Genomic DNA, 18062 nt, shown 5'->3' on the forward strand with positions numbered 1-18062 from the left:
TCTTTACTCCAAAATTATAAAGTTAATTCTTTTTTTGAATTTTTAAAAGAATTAGTCAGTACAAAATGGCAAACGAACTCCAACACCATATTTCATTACAAAAACTCAATACCTTCGGGATTGACGCTACGTGCAAACAATTTATAAAAATAGAACAGGAAAGTCAGCTCGAAGTTCTTTATGATCGGCAGATTTTCGCGGGGCCGTTTTTCATCCTGGGTGCCGGAAGCAACGTTCTGTTTACAAAGGATTATGATGGCACAATCATCCATATGGCTAGCAAAGGTATCAGTCATTTTATTGAAGGAAATCACATATACATCACGGCAAAAGCAGGGGAAGTATGGAATGACTTGGTTTGGTATTGTATAAACCATGGCTTTCCGGGGTTGGAAAACATGGCTTTGATTCCAGGAACAGTAGGCGCATCACCCATCCAAAACATCGGTGCCTATGGCACCGAACTTATGGACGTGTTTTATTCCTGCCAGGCATTTGACAGCTACAATGGCTCATTTACCACGTTTAATAAGCAAGATTGCAAATTTACCTACCGTGATAGCATTTTTAAAACAGAACACAAGGGACGTTTTATTATCACATCGGTAACCTATAAGCTGGGTCTGCACACAGCAATCAACACCTCCTATGGCGCCATTAATGCAGAACTCGAAGCCCGCAACATCAGCAATCCTACAATAAAAGATGTTGCACAGGCGGTATCCCACATCCGGGTAGAGAAATTGCCCGATCCTTCAACCGTAGGGAATGCCGGCAGTTTTTTCAAAAACCCGATTGTAACCCGTACATTTTTTGAACAACTTCAAAAGTCCTACCCAGCAATAGTTTCTTACCCTATCGACGAGAATAATGCAAAGGTAGCGGCGGGATGGCTAATTGAAGCTTGCGGCTGGAAGGGAAAAGTGATTGGAAATGTGGCGGTATGGAAAAACCAAGCCTTAGTGCTTACAAACCTTGGAGCTGCAACCGGTCTAGAAATATATACTATATCGTCTAAAATAATGAACGATGTCTATCAAAAATTCGGCATCAACCTAGAAAGAGAGGTAAATGTTTTATAAAAGTTTTCCACACTTGTTAACTAAATGTGTTGATAGACATAGCAAATTCCAAATATTTGATTTAGAATAACTTTACACGAAACATTTCCTCGCTCACCTTACATTACCTTAACCTATTTTTCACTTTGACTTAATCTCCCGCGATTAGTTTAGCACGCCATTTGCATAAATCTATCAAACCGTATTTCATGTGAGTGAACTACAAATCTTCAATACTCAACGTGTAGTTTCGTTGAGCGAATTAGAAAACTTTTAATCCAATCTAGTATGAACAAATTAGAATTCAACACGTTAGTTATTAAACAAGCTGATTCACTAAGGACGTATGCGAGAAATTTCACTAGAGATCAGGATGACGCGAATGATTTGGTACAAGATACATTACTTAAAGCCGTAACCTACTTTAATAATTTTAAGGAGGGAACAAACTTGAAAGGATGGCTCTATACTATTATGAAGAACACCTTTATAAACAATTACCGCAGAGTAGTAAAGACCAACTCCTTCATTACGAAAGAAGAGGAAATCACAAATGCGAATTTAGTGGTTTCTGCTACAAGCAACCGCGGGGAGAATAAGTTTGTCATGGAAGATATTAATTATGCATTATCTACACTCACAGATGACTACTACGTTCCATTTACGATGTATTTCGAAGGTTACAAATACCACGAAATTTCAGATCACCTTAGCATCCCGATAGGAACAGTAAAAACACGAATCCATGTGGCTCGTAAAGCCATGAAAAAAACGTTGCACGCTTATAAATTTGGTAACTAACAAGCTTATATCCGATACTTTAATGGAATTGCCGAAGTATACGAGATCGCAACTGGCTTTGCGAAATGGACAAGATAAGCCAGATATTTGGGTTTCTTACAATGGCTTAATTTACGAAGTGACTAACAGCCGTCTTTGGAAAAACGGAAAACACTACGAGCATTGGGCCGGGCAAGACTTAACAGATGAAATAGCCCAGGCACCACACGGCCTATGGGTATTTGAAAGGTTTCTTTTGATAGGCGAACTTATTTGAGACTAGCGACTATTCGCTAATCTCAAATTTTGCCAATGCTACAAACTGCCGAATGCGATTTTGAATATCCGCCTGCGACAAATTTTGAAGCTTTTGCGTTCCAAATTCTTCTACACAAAAGGAAGCTAATGCAGATCCATAGATGATCGCATTTTTCATGTTTGTAAAATTGACGGATTTAACTTTCGCTAAGTATCCTACAAAGCCGCCCGCGAATGCGTCCCCTGCTCCTGTTGGATCAAAAACATCGGCTAAAGGTAGCGCTGGTGCAGAGAATACTTGTCCCTCACCAAAAAGTAAAGCACCGTGTTCCCCTTTTTTGATAATTAGGTATTTAGGCCCCATTTGTAAAATGGTATCCGCGGCCTTCACTAAAGAGTACTCTCCGGATAGCTGGCGCGCCTCTGCATCGTTGATAGTCAATACATCAACTTTTTTCAGCACTTCTTTCAGGTCGTCCATAGCCACATCCATCCAAAAATTCATGGTATCCAATACCACTAACTTCGGCTTGCGCTCCAAACGACTTAATGTTTGGATTTGTACTTGTGGCGTTAAATTACCTAACAATAGATATTCGCAATCTTGATAAGAAGCGGGAATCTTTGGATCAAAGTCAGCCAAAACATTTAATTCGGTAATTAACGTGTCACGCGTATTCATATCGTTATGATACTTGCCAGACCAGAAAAATGTTTTTCCACCTTTGACAATTTCTACACCTTCCACATCAATACTATGCGATTGAATGATCTCTAGATTATCACCAAAATCCTCGCCAATAACACTAATCAATTTTACATGATCGTATAGATAAGAGGCTGCTAAACCCGCGAATGTTGCCGCCCCGCCCACTATCTTATCTGTCTTTCCAAACGGTGTTTCTAACGCGTCGAATGCAACCGTACCAACTATTACTAAACTCATTATCTTCGATTTTTTAGACAAAAAAAAACCGGCTTTCAGCCAGTAAAAATTAGTTCCCAAAGCTGGACTCGAACCAGCGCCTCTCTGATTAATGATCAGATGCTCTACCGCTTGAGCTACTGAGGAATTTAATCGTTCAAATACCCCGAACCCCTTATAAATAGCAATAGTAAAGGGCTTCAGCGACTGCCGTATTATATTTTCAGGGCAATATTAATGAATATTTTAGACTTTACAAAATTGCCCTCACTTAACATTTATTGTACGTCTACCGTTTCTTTCACATCGAACGTACATCCGCCACTGCTGGTTACCGTGGCTATTGCCGTATAGGTACCTGCTTGTGCATAGGTATGTTCTACAGTAGTTCCGGATACAGTTCGCTGTGCACCGTCTCCGAAATTCCATTTGATTGAATTGTTCAATTGCTGCTCGCCAGAATGGCCTACGGTGAAGCTAACTATCATGGCGTTCTGCGCAGATGTGGAATGCTCAATGTTTGTTAAAAATGATTCCCCTAGACAGTCTACCACACTTTCTTCGGTTTTACCATATGACAATAGCCCTAGAACGACGATTTAAAAACACTGTAAGCCGGTTGACCAACCCACGCTTTGGGTTGCTTAATGTTAAAAATATGCAAGATTGTCGAAGCCGTATTCACCGTATTATTGGGATCAGTGATCGTGTGACCGGCTTTAATTCCTGGCCCCACTATACCCCATGGCACCAGCATCTCCTCAACAGTCACTCCTCCGTGGCCGTATTCAATCCCGCCATGATCGGATAAAAACATAAAGGTAGTGCTTTTATAAAGGTCAGCCTTTTTTAGTTTCTCCAAAAAAATACCTATCTGAACGTCGGCCTCTTCGATCGACCTGATGTATTCAGGTGACATCCACTTATGCGCATGCCCGGCGTGGTCCGTATGCACCGAGTATAAAAATACAACAGACGGATTGTTCTTATTCGCAGCGATGAATTCATAAGCTTTGTCGTAATTCTCGGTGTACGCGTCATTTTTCAGATAGCTGACTTCATCAAAATATTTGCTATTATACGGGTAAATAAGGTTTAACCAATTGTAGTAAAAGGCTGTCTTTACATTCGCATCTTCGTGTTTCAAAATGGTAAATACGGATGGGTAATACCCGTCTTCATCTTTTGCTACCCCCGGAAGAATAAACTTGTTCAGAAGCCAATCATTGTTGACCACACCATGTTGCTCTGGCCCACTCCCTGTGAGGTGGCTTGTCCAATTGGGCAATGTAACAGAAGGCATCACAACTCGAGTTGATTCTGAAACGGAACCCTTGGCCAATAACGCGTCAAGATTAGGCGTTTTAGCTTGCTTAAACCCCGCTACGGACACGCCGTCTAATGCAATCATAACGACGCGCTTAGGATGTTTGGCGGATACGCTAGCGTAATGCCAAAATGCAAATAGCAGACTCAAAAATGTGATTTTAATTTTCATAATTTATGAGATTGTGTATGTTCGATAATAAATATGGGTGTTTTATACTTGTAAACAATTATACATTTTTAATTTATATATACTAAACTTTATTAGTTAATTTTTTATGAAATAAATTATTTTTTTGAAAACGGCATTTCAAGAGCGGTTTCCTATGAGGATTCGATATTTAAAAAATATCTACGTAATGCCCATGTCAGACGAACTTTGTATGGAGCAAACGGATACGGCGCTTTTCCTATACGAAGGGGATATTATGAGGTAGTAACAGGATGGTTTGGCGCGCAATTTGAACTTATCCTATTTTTAAATGTTCGTGGTTTGGCCCAGCCTTTTTGGTGAGAATTCAACCGATTGTGGTTTGATTTTTTTAGATTTGGATCTCAAATGTGTAAGTAAATATTAACATATACTTGCCCTTTACCAACGCGAATAAATGAATAGAAGAGCTCAAATACGGAGGAAAATGATATTGAAACATAAGATTGGTTATAGTTACTTGAAACCTATTTTTACGGGGATATTTTTGATTTTGTTAATGGATGGATATGCGCAGGAAGAAGAAAAGCAGCAACCTCCCGTGCGGTCGGCCGAAACACGACCAACAGTTATGGATTCTATCGAAATCGTGCGCGACTATCGTCCGATGTTGGCCGATGCTGTGAAAATCCGCAGGAGTCCGGACATGAATATAAATCGCCAAGCGCTGGAGATCGAGCTGCGACAGATCGCCGCAAGCATGTACTTCGCCAGAAACAAATTTAGAGAGCCTTTTCACAGCCCCTTGCCGCAGAGGTATCCCGACGCTTCGCGCAACAATATTGATAACAACAGGATAGGTATCTTGGCCTACCGCGCAGGCGAATATGAAAGAGCGGCTTCCATTTTAAAAAAAGTAAAACCAGCCGATGCTTTTTACCAAAGCTCCATAATTGCTTTGGGTTCTATTGCCTTTGAAACGGGTGATAAGCAAGCTGCACGAAGTGCATTTTATAAGGCCTCGATGATGGATTTTGATGAGGAATTAAAGACGGATGCCCTGTTCAACTATGCCAAAACGTTATATAGCTTGGACTCTGTCCAGGCTGCATTGAAACCGCTTGAGCAGTATCTTGCGCTACGATATCCTAAACGTGATCCTGATGCGGTCAACGCGGAAACCACCGAAACACGGATGATCGAAGTCCTATCAGGTAACAGCAATTTTCAGGCGGCAGTGTATTTGTTGGAATCATTCAAGGATAGGAGCCAGAATGCTGATGTGGTGTACCAAAAGATCACCTATTACCGCGGAATGGAGCTTTACAACGAACGGGCTTTCGAAAACAGTATATCGATGTTTATGCGGTCGGAAATGTTTCCGTTTGATAAGGAGATGTCAGCCTTGGCCACCTATTGGAAAGCCGAGGCTATGTATGAAGTGCGCAAGTACGGTGAGGCAGTAGAAAACTTCTCCAGATTTCTTCGGCTGCCCGCCGCGCGAAATACCAAAGTGTATAATTACGCGAACTATGCTTTGGCTTACGCGGCCTTTCGCATAAACAGATACAGCGTCGCGGCCGATCATTTCGAGCGATTCTTAGCAACGGAAGAAGGCACTGCTGACGATCGTGTACGCTATGACGTAATCGCTCGTTTAGGAGACTCTTACCTTTCTATGCGCAATTATGATCGTGCAAACCAATACTACGACCAGCTTATCAGCAACAAAGCACCTAATCAGGACTATGCGTTGTTTCAACACGGCATTATCCAAGGTCTGCAAGGCGATAATGAAGCGAAGCTTAACACGCTAAGATCTGTTGTGGAACAATACCCAGGCTCGAATTATGCGGACGACGTGGCGTTTGAGATCCCCTATGTTTATTTTACAAGAGGCGAATATGATGCCGCAATCGATGGGCTGCAAACCATGATCAAACAATACCCACGCAGCAGTTACGTTCCAAGGGCACTGATGACTATTGGGCTTGTCCAATATAATAAAGATGATACCGAAGCCGCCATGGCCACGTTCCAAAAAGTTGTGAAGGAATATGGAACAAGCAGTGAGGCCGCGCAAGCACTCCTGTCCATTGAGAACATCTATTTGGATCAGGGCGATGCCACGAGCTATATCCACTACGCTACCAGCAGCAATGTCACGGAACTTAGTGCCGCCGAGCAAGATAACCTAGCGTTCCAGGCAGGCCGTACCCTGTTTTCCAGAGGTAAATATGGCCCCGCTGTAGAAGCCATCAATGCGTATTTTGATAAGTTCCCGAAACCAAGGCAAGAGAAGCATGCGCGATATATCCGCGGGGTGAGTTTATACCATACAGGACATCCGGAGGAAGCGCTACACGACCTGAACATTATCCTAAATGACTGGACGAGTCCGTATACGGAAAACACGTTGCTGACCGTTGCTGCGTTATATTTGAAATTGAAGCAATATAATGAGGCGATTGTACACCTTAAAAAACTAGAGCTTAATTCCAATTATAAAGACAACTATGGCTATGCCGTAACGAATTTGATGATCTGCTATTTCGAAATCGGCGATTACGAGCAAATGAATAGGTATGCAAAATTGATCAGCAACTACGAGCGGGCATCGGACGAGGAAATTGCCACGGCACACCTGTATAAGGCTAAAGCGATGCTACAGACGGGAAACGGAGAATCTGGCTTGAAAGAACTCAATCTGGCCGCACTGAAAAGCCAAGCGGCCGTTAGTGCCGAGGCGAGATACCGTGTCGGCTTATTGCAGTATGAAAATAAGGAGTACGACAAAGCGCAAAAGTCGGCATTTGATGTAATCGAAAATATGGATTCACATGATTATTGGGTGGCTAAAAGCTTTATCTTGCTTGCAGACACCTATGCGCGCAAGGGTGATACTCTTCAGGCCAAAAGCACGCTACAAAGTGTTATTGAAAATTATGAAGAAGATGATGATATCATACCATCAGCAAAAGAGCGTTTGCGGAAATTAAAATGAGTAATGGGGATTTAAAAACCCCCATTTCACCTTCATAAAAGAAAAAAAGCCGTCCCGATGTATCGGTGCGGCTTTTTTTAAGCTCCTGAAGCTGGGCTCGAACCAGCGACCCTCTGATTAACAGTCAGATGCTCTAACCTGCTGAGCTATTCAGGAATAGCTAATTTAAAGTAAGCTGGACGCCTTTTCTAAAGTGATACAAAGATAAAACTTTGATCTGTATCTTCAAATAAAATTTAAAAAAAATGATGGTTCAACCCCTTCCACGCATCCGGCGGGTAAAGTGTATATGCCTATTAGATTTATTGCTAACGATATGCGTAGCTGAGCGAATAAAAAAATGCTGGACTAACTACCGGGTAAACAGTGAGAAAAGGTGTATGTGCGTGATCATCTCCTAAACTCCATGAGCATATAGCAAACAAATAAAGGTATCGAAAGGTGAATCGAGAATGCAGGTCGTCGATCGAGACCTGCTTACAGTTGCGTGACGCCAATATCCCGTAACATATATTTTAAGCGATGGTTACTAGTTAGCATCTTCAAAGGTTGGTTGCTTAATAGAATGAGTACGCCCGTGAAAATAAAGGTTTGTTCACCTGGATAGCCAACTGACCAAGGCTTACCCGCTGGAGTAGTATTAAGCGCGCCGCACAACACATCTGAAACCCCCGCCACCCACCATAGATCTGGGCTGCTTAAGAAAAGTATTTTTCCATTGTTATCACGAAGGTAGTTGTAAAGCGTTTTCGCGGTAAATGTATCAGCAGAAATCAGGTAAGATTTGTTACATTCCTTTATAGACTTTTCAATTTCAGCGCAAGTACGTTGGCGCTCGTCAGCGACACTGCAGAAAAGATAATTATGACGCATGAACGGAAATTTCAATTTTGACAAAATATGCGAAATCTTCCATTCCAGAGGCAGCGCTTCAAATTCCTCTCGATATTGCTTTAGTCCTATTTTTTCATTCATAAGTTTTATTCGATTGGGTTATCAAAGTCCATAAAGTAGACTTTAGAAAATCAAAACGAATATGTACACCCCGCTCTATGTAGAATACGCTGATAAATTGTTAGCATGTCTCTATCAAATATCAAAGTCGAATGGTATTCGTTCTCGAAGATAAAGAATAACTATTGCATTATTAAAAATATATGGAAATATAAAAAACTACATCCAACGCACTGTATTTTCGTGCGAAAGGTGTCTGAGCACAAGTAGCATGAAGGATATTATTGTGCCATGGCGATGTTGAACAACAAAATCTAGACAACAGCGCTGCGGCGCCAACGTATAGGAAAAGATGTTAAATTTTGTTAAGAAAGATAGACCTGCACACGGATCCCTTAAAAACTGCGTTATAGTTGTAATTCATAATTTAGGTTAATAATTGGTTAGTAGTAAAAATCCTGAAGTTCCCCGCTTCAGGATTTTTTATATGTATTAATCGCCTAACACCTGTTTTAAGTCAGCAATCAAGTCATCCACATCCTCAATACCTACAGAGATACGGAGTAGATTATCTACCACGCCTACCCTTTCTCGCGCTTCCTTCGGGATGGAGCCGTGCGTCATTGTTGCTGGATGATTAATTAGCGATTCTACACCGCCAAGGGATTCTGCTAATGTAAATACTTTAAAACGCGAAGCGATACGAAATGTCTCTTGCAGATCGGCATCGCTAAGAACTACAGAAATCATTCCTCCGAAATCGCGCATTTGTTTTTCCGCCACATCATGCCCAGGATGGTCCGTAAAGCCCGGCCAATATATTTTTTCGATCTTTGGATGAGTTTTCAAAAATTCGGCTATTCGGGCAGCGTTTTCACAATGTGCCTTCATACGCACGTGCAAGGTTTTTAATCCGCGTAGCGCTAAAAAAGCATCCTGGGGGCCTGGTGTACCTCCCACAGCGTTGTAGAAAAACCAAAGCTGTTTATAGAGTGCTTCATCATTTAACACTAACGCTCCCATAACTACATCGGAGTGACCATTTAAATATTTTGTAGCGGAATGCATAACGATATCAGCGCCAAGATCTAGCGGATTTTGTAGATAGGGCGATGCGAACGTGTTGTCCACCACATATAAAATGTCGTACTTCTTTGCAATTTTTCCTATAGCCTCTATGTCTGCTAACTTGAGCGTAGGATTTGTTGGTGTTTCTACCCAGATCAACTTCGTTTTATCGGTCACCGCGTCTTCGAGTGCTTTCAAGTCTGAGGTATCTATAAAAACGAATTTGATTCCATATTGCTCATATACCTTCGTGAAGATTCTATAGGATCCCCCATATAAATCATCACCTGTAATCACCTCGTCGCCGGGTTGTAATAAACGCAATACGGTATCTGTCGCTGCCATCCCGCTGGAAAAGGCAAGGCCAAATTTCCCATTTTCCAGCGCAGCTAGGCAATCTTCCAAAGCTTTCCTGGTCGGATTTGTTCCTCGCGAATACTCATATCCTTTATGCTCTCCAGGTGAAGATTGCCTGTAGGTAGACGTTTGGTAAATTGGCGTCATGACAGCGCCGGTGGTCGGATCTGCATGTTGTCCTGCATGTATAGCTTTTGTTGCAAATTTCATTTTGAAAGTTAAAAAGTAAAAATTAAAAAGTCAAAAATTAAAAAGTTAAAAGTCAAAATTGAAAATTGAAAAGTTAAAAGTGAAAAGTTATAATGGAGAAGTCGAAGGCAGATGTACGTTTGGAAAAGTTGGATTTGTAAGCCTTCCGCTCTTAATTTTCGATAAGCCTAAGCGTCTCCCAAATTAAAAATCCATGTATACAGCCCTCACAAAATGTGGCCAAAGAACGTTTTTTAAAGGGGGCTGATAACGCAAACGTCTTACATACGCGAGCGTTCAAGTAGGCTATATGTTTAAGTCGAGCTACGGGATAGCAAAAGGCTAGCTGTGCTATCAATTAAAAATCTAATGGAGATGGATATTTAAAAACATAGTGTAGCTCCTGGAGAATCTTATCCCCTATTACCTGTTTTTTAAATTTTTCTCGATCTTCAAAAGCAGATGGCGGCTTAAAGCCATATTTCGCTGCAGAAGCAAGCACTACTTCCCGTTTCGTTGGATGTGCGGGTGCTACAAGATTATAACAGGAAGAGGAGAGATTTTGCTCGAAGCCTAGTACAATGAGGTTTAGAACGTCATCTTGATGAATGAAGTTTGCTAGCTGCGCCCCCGTATGGCAAACCTTGTCTTGAAAGTACTTCGCAAAAATACGCTGGTCACCAAATAAACCACCCAGCCTATAAACTACAGTATTTGCTAAGGTTAACATACATTCTTCAGCAGCGTAAAGCTTGTATGCTTTGGCATCCAAGGCGCTAGATTCCGTAAAGTCGCCATCCACATCTGGGTAGACGCCGATGGAGCTTAAAAAAATTTGTTTACGGTAAGTTAGATGCTTCAATACTTCTTTCAGCGAAGCAAAACGAGCCTCCAGCAACGGCTGTTCAAGTCGTTTTACGGCGGGGATACTATTTAGGACGAAATCCACCTCGCCGGGGAAACTTGCAAGATCTACTTCACGATCAAAATCGGCCAATATAGCAGAAATACCAAGGGCTTGTAGCCGTTGGTATTTCTCTGAATCAGTTGTCGAGGCATAAACTTGATGTCCTTTTTGTAAGAGCGTTTTGGCCAATGCTTCGCCAACCCATCCGCAACCTAAAATTAAATATCTCAAAAGACCGCCCCTTCTTATTTGTTTACAATGAAAGATTTCTCCTTAGTATGCTTTTGCAAAAAGTACCTTTTGGGTGGAAGGCTTGCCGGTGAAAATACAAACGCCGGCCTCTTCTTTAGCATCTAAAGGGATACAGCGGATAGTCGCTTTGGTTTCCTCTTTAACACGCTTCTCCGTCTCTACCGTACCATCCCAATGGCACGATATAAAACCACCTTTATTCTCAATCACCTGCTTAAATTCTTCGTATGAACTTACTTCTGTAATATGCGAATCACGGTAATTCAACGCTTTTTGGTAAATATTTTCCTGGATAATGGCAAGCGTATTTTCGATAGTGACAGCCAGCCCTTCTTGCGATACCGTCTCTTTTGTTTGCGTATCACGTCTAGCTAGTTCCACGGTTCCGTTTTGCAAATCGCGACTACCTACCGCTATACGCAATGGCACGCCTTTTAATTCCCATTCTGCAAACTTAAATCCAGGCCTTTGCGTATCACGGTCATCGTATTTAAAGGATATATCCATAGCTTTTAACTCGGCAGTCAATTCATCCACAAATTGATCGAGGTTTGCTTTCTCCTCATCTGTTTTATAGATTGGGACGATCACCACTTGAATTGGGGCCAATTTCGGAGGCAATACAAGGCCTTGGTCATCCGAATGCGCCATAATAAGGGCACCCATCAAGCGTGTAGATACACCCCAAGATGTCGCCCAAACATGCTCCAGTTTACCCTCTTTCGATGTAAATTTAACATCAAATGCTTTTGCAAAATTTTGTCCCAAGAAGTGTGATGTTCCTGCTTGCAGCGCTTTTCCATCTTGCATTAGCGCTTCAATACAATACGTATCCAAAGCGCCGGCAAATCGTTCATTTTCCGTCTTGCGCCCACGAATAACGGGTACTGCCAGAATTTTTTCAGCAAATTCAGCGTAGACGTCAAGCATGCGCTCCGCCTCTTCTACAGCTTCCTCGCGGGTGGCGTGGGCAGTATGTCCTTCTTGCCACAGAAATTCTGCAGTACGCAAAAACAACCGGGTACGCATTTCCCAACGAACGACGTTCGCCCATTGGTTAACCAATATCGGTAAATCACGGTAGGATTCTACCCATCCTTTATATGTATTCCAGATAATAGTTTCCGAGGTAGGACGAACGATTAGCTCTTCCTCCAATTTCGCATCTTCATCAACGACAATATTGCCGCTCCCATCATTCTTTAATCGGTAGTGGGTTACTACCGCACACTCCGTAGCAAAACCTTCCACGTGTGCAGCTTCCTTAGAGAAAAAAGATTTAGGAATAAATAGCGGGAAATAAGCATTTGTGTGTCCGGTTTCTTTGAATCTTTTATCTAGGATGGCTTGCATGCGTTCCCATATACCATATCCATACGGCTTAATAACCATACAACCGCGTACGGCAGAGTTCTCTGCCAAATCAGCCTTAATCACTAAGTCATTATACCATTGCGAATAATCCTCACTACGGCTTGTTATTCCTTTTCCCATGTAACTATTAAATTTCTCTATAACAATTTGTGTACTTTTCCCGTTTTTAAATGTAAATGTGAAACTTTAGTGAGCACTGCAGTTTTATTTTTATTTTTGATCACGGGATTAAACCCTCTTCGGAAATACGCGTCTAAGATAGTAATAAAGACTGTATTTTACCGAAAGTTTTAATAGTAGCGGATATTATGAAAAAAAATAGATTATTAATCGGAAGTTTGGCACTAGCGTCTGTTGTTGCGCTCGGCGCGTGCTCAACGAGTAGGCAAGTTGCCTATAAAGACGATATGTATAATAATCAATCGAAAGCTCAAAGAGATTACCAGAGCCCGGATTATTATTATACAGATGGACAGCAAGTCCAGGACGAGTATGTGCAAAATGAACATTATACTGACGATTATTCCGATGAGGAATATATCGAAGGTTACGAATACGATGAGGGTTTGGAATATGCAAACCGTATAAATCGTTTCCATTACGCTGGTATGGGTATGGGTTACTATGACCCTTGGTTCGATCCTTGGTTCGGCTATCCCGGCATGGGTCTAGGCTTAGGTTTCTCCAACTGGGGTTGGGGTGGTCGCTGGTCGATGGGATTCGGCTGGGGCGGCGGCTGGGGCTGGGGCTCTCCATATTACGGTATGGGCTGGGGCTGGGGTTCACCTTGGGGCTTTGGAAATGCTTGGGGATACAACGCATGGGGCCACCCATTCTACGGATACAATAACAATTTCATCGGTGGAAACCGTTACCGGGTAAGACCAACTGGTGCTTCGGTACGCACAGCATCACGCTCGGGTTATAACTCCCGTGTGGGAACTACCTCTCGCGTTCGGAGTTCGTCTTCTGTTGTTCGAGATGGCAGTGGCAGAATTCTAACAGGACGTGCCGCTCGTGCGGTGAGTGGTACCCGCTCCGGAGACGGCACACGTGTGAGCGGTACGGCAAGAACACGTGCTAACGGAAATGTTTCACGCGGCGGAACATCGCGTTCTACCATTGGGGTATCAAATGGTAGCCGTGTAGGAACGGCACGCGCAACACGAGGCGGATCGACAGTTGGAACAGTTGGATCATCTAGATCAACATCTAGACCTACAGTTGGTACTCGGGCCGGTTCAAGCCGCGGCTCAGCAGTGGGCTCATCTAGATCAACAACGAGACCATCAGCGACAAGGAGCGGATCATCCAGAAGTTCTGGATCATATTCACCAGGATCGTCTAGGTCATCGAGAGGTTCATCATACACACCGTCACGAAGCTCCTCAGGCAGTTCTATGTCGCGAGGAACGTCTCGAAGCTCAGGCTCAATGTCTAGCGGCGGTGGCGCAAGAAGTTCGGGCGGCGGAGGTGCTAGATCTGGCGGCGGCAGAACAAGATAATAGCCTTATCAATAGCCAATATGAACATTTTATATTGGCTATTTTTCTATAACATCAACAGTAACTATGACTCTAAAAAATATACTTTTCACTTCTTTACTCGTAACAGGCTTAGGCTCCTTTGCACAAGGACAGACGGTACAAGATGCACTTAACTTTTCGCAAGAACTTAATAAAGGAACAGCCCGGTTTAAAGGGCTTGGGAATGCAAATACGGCCTTGGGAGGCGATATAAGCTCGATCACGGGCAACCCCGCTGGACTGGGCTTTTTCGGGCAATCAGACATTTCTGTAACAGCCTCCTATAATAATGCTAGAAACCAAGGCTCTTTTTTCGGAACGAATGCCACGCGTAACAAAGGCCGCTTTAACATTGATAACGCTGGCGTCGTGTTTCATTTTCCAAAGAATGAAGGCTATCAAGGCTGGCAGAATTTTAACGTAGGTTTCAATTATGAAACTACGAATAACTTCAACAACAACGTGCGGTTTGAAGGGGTAAACCCCGATAACACGATTGTAAGCGCCTACTCGGACGATATTCAAAACATCGGACTGCCCGACTTCGCGAGCGGTCTTTCCAGATTAAAGCTGATTGAACGTTTTACCGACGCTCAGGACGGATACTTCCCTATAGCCAATGAAACGGGTAATAAAGACCAGATCAGCGATGTATTGAGCAGCGGCTTTAGTTCCCGAAGTGCACTTGCCTTCGGCGGTAATTACAACAATAAATTTTACATCGGTGGTACGATTGGGTTTACCGCATTTCGTAACGAAATATCCAATCAATTCTCCGAATATGGTTGGACAAAAACAGCCGAAAATGTTCGCCCCGATAATCCAAATTCTCAATTTCTAGATCCTACCAATGAAAACTTCAGGTATCTTGATAAAAACTACGAGATGCTGGATAATCGCTATCAGGTTTCGGAGGGCTCTGGTTTTGATTTTAAAATAGGCGCCATTTATAAGCCTTCCGTAGATTGGAACATTGGTGCTACGATCACCTCCCCTACCTGGTATACGGTTGATACCTATACGGAAAACGATATTAGCGTAAATTATTTTCAAGATGAGAATGCAACGACAGCGTTTGCCTCCCCTCTTGTGCAATTCGATCCCTATGAAAATACCTATCGCCAAATAACCCCATGGAAATTTGGAGTAGGTGTCTCAAAGTTCTTTAGTCGCGGGCTCATCACTGCCGATGCAGAGTATGTGGATTATAGCACGATTAAAAGAAGAACAGTTGGCTGGCGCGATGCCGATATCGAAGCACGATGGGACGCTGACGTGAAAGATGCATACCAAAGCGTGGTTAATCTACGCCTCGGTGGTGAATTCTTATTCACCAATATCATCAGTGGTCGCGCCGGATTCAATTATTTAGGAAATCCGTATCGCGACGCTGAAAATACGCAATACAGCGGAAGCTTGGGTCTAGGTTTTAAATTGAGCAACACCCTCTATCTTGATGTAGCTGCAGTCCATTTTGTAAATGACTACAAGGTGCGACCTTACTCCATTGCAGAGGAGTTTTGGAACACAGCAAGTCCTGTGGCGGATATCAAACACCGACGTACTACAGGTGTTTTGACTTTCGGTGCGAAGTTTTAAAATGTGTTAACGAAGAGGTCTGAAAACCCAAACACTGTGCGATAGATAGCAGTGGAAAACAACAAAAAAGCAGCAATCATCAAAAACGATTTGCTGCTTTTTTGTTTATTATACATTCCTATTTCCATACATCGGCTTTAGCTATACTATAGCATCACCCAACCGACAATTATTAAGTAGTTTTCATGGCATCATTGTCGCGCTTGGAACTTAGCTTTCTAACAAACAGGTTATAGTTTTCATGCTTTTCTACGTACACCTCCTCCCCTGCGTCAATAAATCCGTCCAGCGCCACCGCATCATACCACACACCATTAATCTCTATTTTACCTGCAGGTCGTAAAACGGTACGCGCGACACCATGTTGAAGGATCAAGTTTGCTTTTTGTTGCGAAGAGGTATACCCCTGATTGGATTGCTGCTCATCTTCCAACACCAAGACGCGAAAGGCTGGCGAACGAAGAATATTACGCCCGAAGATAACCATAAGCACGACTGTCAATACCATGGCGCCAGTCACGATCAGGAACGAGTTTACCAATAGTCCAGGTTGCGTCAATTTAAAATCTAGGAAATCGTTGTCGACCATAGAGAACGCCAATCCGCAAAGCACAAATATAATCCCCAGAATGCCCGCTACGCCAAATCCTGGAATGACGAAGACTTCTAAGGCTAGGAGGACCACACCCAAAAGAAAAATAGCAATCTCCCAATTATCAGCCAAACCTTGCATGTACAGCGGGGCAAAAAAGAGTGCTCCACATACGATGGCTACAACTAACGCGAAACCAATGCCCGGCGTTTGCAATTCAAAGTAAATACCACCGATGATGCCTAGAATAAGAATGCCGCTGACCAGTGGGTTAATTAAAAAACCGATCATTTGGTCAACAATGGTCACTTTATGTTGAATCACATCAGCAGCGTTTATCTCCGCTTGTTTATACAGATCGTTTAAATTAGCGACTTCGGCTTTGACCAAACCGGCTTTGACCGCTTCGGATGCTGTCAACGTCAATAATTTACCGTCCGGCTTGAGCGCTGGAATGGACACTTCCGCATCGACAAAAGCTTCTGCAATTTTAGGATTACGCCCTTTAGCTTCCGCTGTAGCCCGCATTAGGCCACGCATATAGGATTGATACTTTTCAGGCATAATCTCCCCATTTTGGTTTACGACACTTGCCGCGCCTAAACTACCGCCTTTATGCATGTAAATATCATCCGCTGCCAAGGATATTAATGCTCCGGCGGATGCCGCATTATTATTAACAAAAACCAGTGTTTTAATATCTGCACTTAAAAGTTTAGAACGTATGGAATCCGCGAAATTTACGGCTCCTCCAAATGTATTAAGCTCGATCAAAAATGTTGAGGCACCGACAGCCTTGGCCTCCTTATAGCCTATGTCAATCGTTCGCCAAGCATTTGGACCAATTTCATCCTTGATGTCAACCTTATACACTTTCTGTGCTATTGTAGGCTGGAGAAAGGCAAAAATAGCCAGCAAAAAAGCTAACAGGGTTTTCGTAATTTTGTTCATATATTGATCTTACTAAATATCGATATTTCTGTAATGACTAAATATACAATATATAAAGCGTTTGAGAAAAAGTTTCCGTATCAGATATGGAAAATAGTGGTAGATGAAGAAAAAAAGCAAATCGCGGTCGAACTTCGAGATATGGAGACAACGCAAGGATACGTATGTGTGTTGGATTTCGATGGACAGATTTTGCTACCAAGCACAGCAATGGATGATAAGGAGTGGACGTTGGATGCTATAAAACATGAAACGCTAATCTTAAAAAAGATCGGCGACACTTTGCCGGTAAAAGAAGGCATCTGCTTGTTGGACTTGAATGGCGAAATGCGTTACTTATCCCATCAGTATATCTGGTTAGACACCTTATCTGATCATGTCAAAGTAAGGCATAGAAGTATACAAAGTAACTTTGAGGAATATATTGATATTAAAACTGGTAAACTAGCTATTGGGAAACAAGACTTCCGTGTGGGAGACGGTAGTTCGATTAAAATTCCTATTCCTTACAGCGGAAAACTGCCGGATCAACTGCAGCATATCGAGCACATTGACTACGTATGGCTAAGCCGAGCCGGCGAGAAATTGCTTTGGACCTACCATAAAAAACATGGCGATCTTTATCATTTAAACCTTTGTGTAACCGATACATCTAATCTATTTTACGAAAAGCTACTCCTGGAAGACATGCAAAAGATGATTCCCCAGCCTTATTTTCAATTAGGCAATCAAATATTCTTAATGTCATATAATAAACAGGAAATTGTTTCGTATTTAGTATAATTGCA

Annotated in this window: 15 protein-coding genes and 2 tRNA genes; 7 read left to right on the plus strand and 10 right to left on the minus strand. The window is 42.5% G+C overall.

Going from position 1 to position 18062, the window contains the following annotated elements; genetic code table 11:
• Positions 1–65: 65 nt before the first annotated feature.
• The 3 genes from murB to DI53_RS01625 all read left to right on the plus strand — a co-directional run bounded on the left by murB (position 66) and on the right by DI53_RS01625 (position 2118).
• The gene (murB, locus tag DI53_RS01615) at positions 66–1082 is read left to right on the plus strand and encodes a UDP-N-acetylmuramate dehydrogenase (protein ID WP_052071953.1); all 1017 of its coding nucleotides are present in this window, start codon (positions 66–68) and stop codon (positions 1080–1082) included.
• A 267-nt stretch (positions 1083–1349) separates the two neighbouring features.
• Positions 1350–1862: an RNA polymerase sigma factor gene (locus tag DI53_RS01620; RefSeq protein ID WP_037494658.1), complete on the plus strand. Its 513-nt coding sequence runs from the start codon at positions 1350–1352 to the stop codon at positions 1860–1862.
• A gap of 22 nt (positions 1863–1884) precedes the next feature.
• Entirely contained in the window at positions 1885–2118 is a 234-nt protein-coding gene (locus DI53_RS01625; RefSeq protein WP_037494660.1) for a cytochrome b5 domain-containing protein, read from the plus strand.
• A 9-nt stretch (positions 2119–2127) separates the two neighbouring features.
• On the opposite strand, the gene DI53_RS01630 is transcribed toward DI53_RS01625, so the two are convergent.
• The 4 genes from DI53_RS01630 to DI53_RS01645 all read right to left on the minus strand — a co-directional run bounded on the left by DI53_RS01630 (position 2128) and on the right by DI53_RS01645 (position 4522).
• Entirely contained in the window at positions 2128–3045 is a 918-nt protein-coding gene (locus tag DI53_RS01630) for a PfkB family carbohydrate kinase (protein ID WP_037494662.1), read from the minus strand.
• A 53-nt stretch (positions 3046–3098) separates the two neighbouring features.
• Positions 3099–3171: transfer RNA gene (locus DI53_RS01635), tRNA-Asn, on the minus strand.
• 131 nt (positions 3172–3302) lie between these two features.
• A complete protein-coding gene (locus tag DI53_RS01640; protein WP_206537977.1) occupies positions 3303–3578 on the minus strand; it encodes a PKD domain-containing protein in 276 nt (91 codons plus the stop codon).
• A 32-nt stretch (positions 3579–3610) separates the two neighbouring features.
• Positions 3611–4522, minus strand: a complete 912-nt coding sequence (locus tag DI53_RS01645; RefSeq protein ID WP_037494664.1) for an alkaline phosphatase family protein — start codon at positions 4520–4522, stop codon at positions 3611–3613.
• 466 nt (positions 4523–4988) lie between these two features.
• On the opposite strand from DI53_RS01645, the gene DI53_RS01650 reads away from it, so the two are divergent.
• Positions 4989–7505, plus strand: a complete 2517-nt coding sequence (locus DI53_RS01650; protein WP_037494666.1) for a tetratricopeptide repeat protein — start codon at positions 4989–4991, stop codon at positions 7503–7505.
• Positions 7506–7587: 82 nt separating this feature from the next.
• Here DI53_RS01650 and DI53_RS01655 read toward each other — a convergent pair.
• The 5 genes from DI53_RS01655 to proS all read right to left on the minus strand — a co-directional run bounded on the left by DI53_RS01655 (position 7588) and on the right by proS (position 12726).
• A tRNA-Asn gene (locus DI53_RS01655) sits at positions 7588–7661 on the minus strand.
• 321 nt (positions 7662–7982) lie between these two features.
• Entirely contained in the window at positions 7983–8480 is a 498-nt protein-coding gene (locus tag DI53_RS01660; RefSeq protein ID WP_037494668.1) for a hypothetical protein, read from the minus strand.
• Between the two features lie 471 nt (positions 8481–8951).
• Positions 8952–10094, minus strand: coding sequence for a cystathionine gamma-synthase (locus tag DI53_RS01665; RefSeq protein WP_037494670.1), 1143 nt, complete (start codon positions 10092–10094; stop codon positions 8952–8954).
• A 337-nt stretch (positions 10095–10431) separates the two neighbouring features.
• Positions 10432–11211 (minus strand): NAD-dependent epimerase/dehydratase family protein, encoded by a 780-nt coding sequence (locus tag DI53_RS01670; RefSeq protein WP_037494672.1) that lies wholly within the window; start codon positions 11209–11211, stop codon positions 10432–10434.
• Positions 11212–11253: 42 nt separating this feature from the next.
• Positions 11254–12726, minus strand: a complete 1473-nt coding sequence (gene proS / locus DI53_RS01675; RefSeq protein WP_037494674.1) for a proline--tRNA ligase — start codon at positions 12724–12726, stop codon at positions 11254–11256.
• Positions 12727–12914: 188 nt separating this feature from the next.
• Here proS and DI53_RS20245 point away from each other — a divergent pair, with 188 nt between their 5' ends.
• Entirely contained in the window at positions 12915–14111 is a 1197-nt protein-coding gene (locus DI53_RS20245) for an outer membrane protein assembly factor BamD (protein ID WP_037494676.1), read from the plus strand.
• Between the two features lie 66 nt (positions 14112–14177).
• Positions 14178–15731: an OmpP1/FadL family transporter gene (locus DI53_RS01685; protein WP_037494678.1), complete on the plus strand. Its 1554-nt coding sequence runs from the start codon at positions 14178–14180 to the stop codon at positions 15729–15731.
• A gap of 172 nt (positions 15732–15903) precedes the next feature.
• Here DI53_RS01685 and DI53_RS01690 read toward each other — a convergent pair whose 3' ends face one another.
• Positions 15904–17274: an NfeD family protein gene (locus tag DI53_RS01690; RefSeq protein ID WP_037494680.1), complete on the minus strand. Its 1371-nt coding sequence runs from the start codon at positions 17272–17274 to the stop codon at positions 15904–15906.
• A gap of 33 nt (positions 17275–17307) precedes the next feature.
• On the opposite strand from DI53_RS01690, the gene DI53_RS01695 reads away from it, so the two are divergent.
• Positions 17308–18057, plus strand: coding sequence for a hypothetical protein (locus DI53_RS01695; RefSeq protein WP_071790445.1), 750 nt, complete (start codon positions 17308–17310; stop codon positions 18055–18057).
• Positions 18058–18062 lie beyond the last annotated feature (5 nt).

It is taken from the genome of Sphingobacterium deserti (genome assembly GCF_000757725.1).
Classification (GTDB): Bacteria; Bacteroidota; Bacteroidia; order Sphingobacteriales; family Sphingobacteriaceae; genus Sphingobacterium; species Sphingobacterium deserti.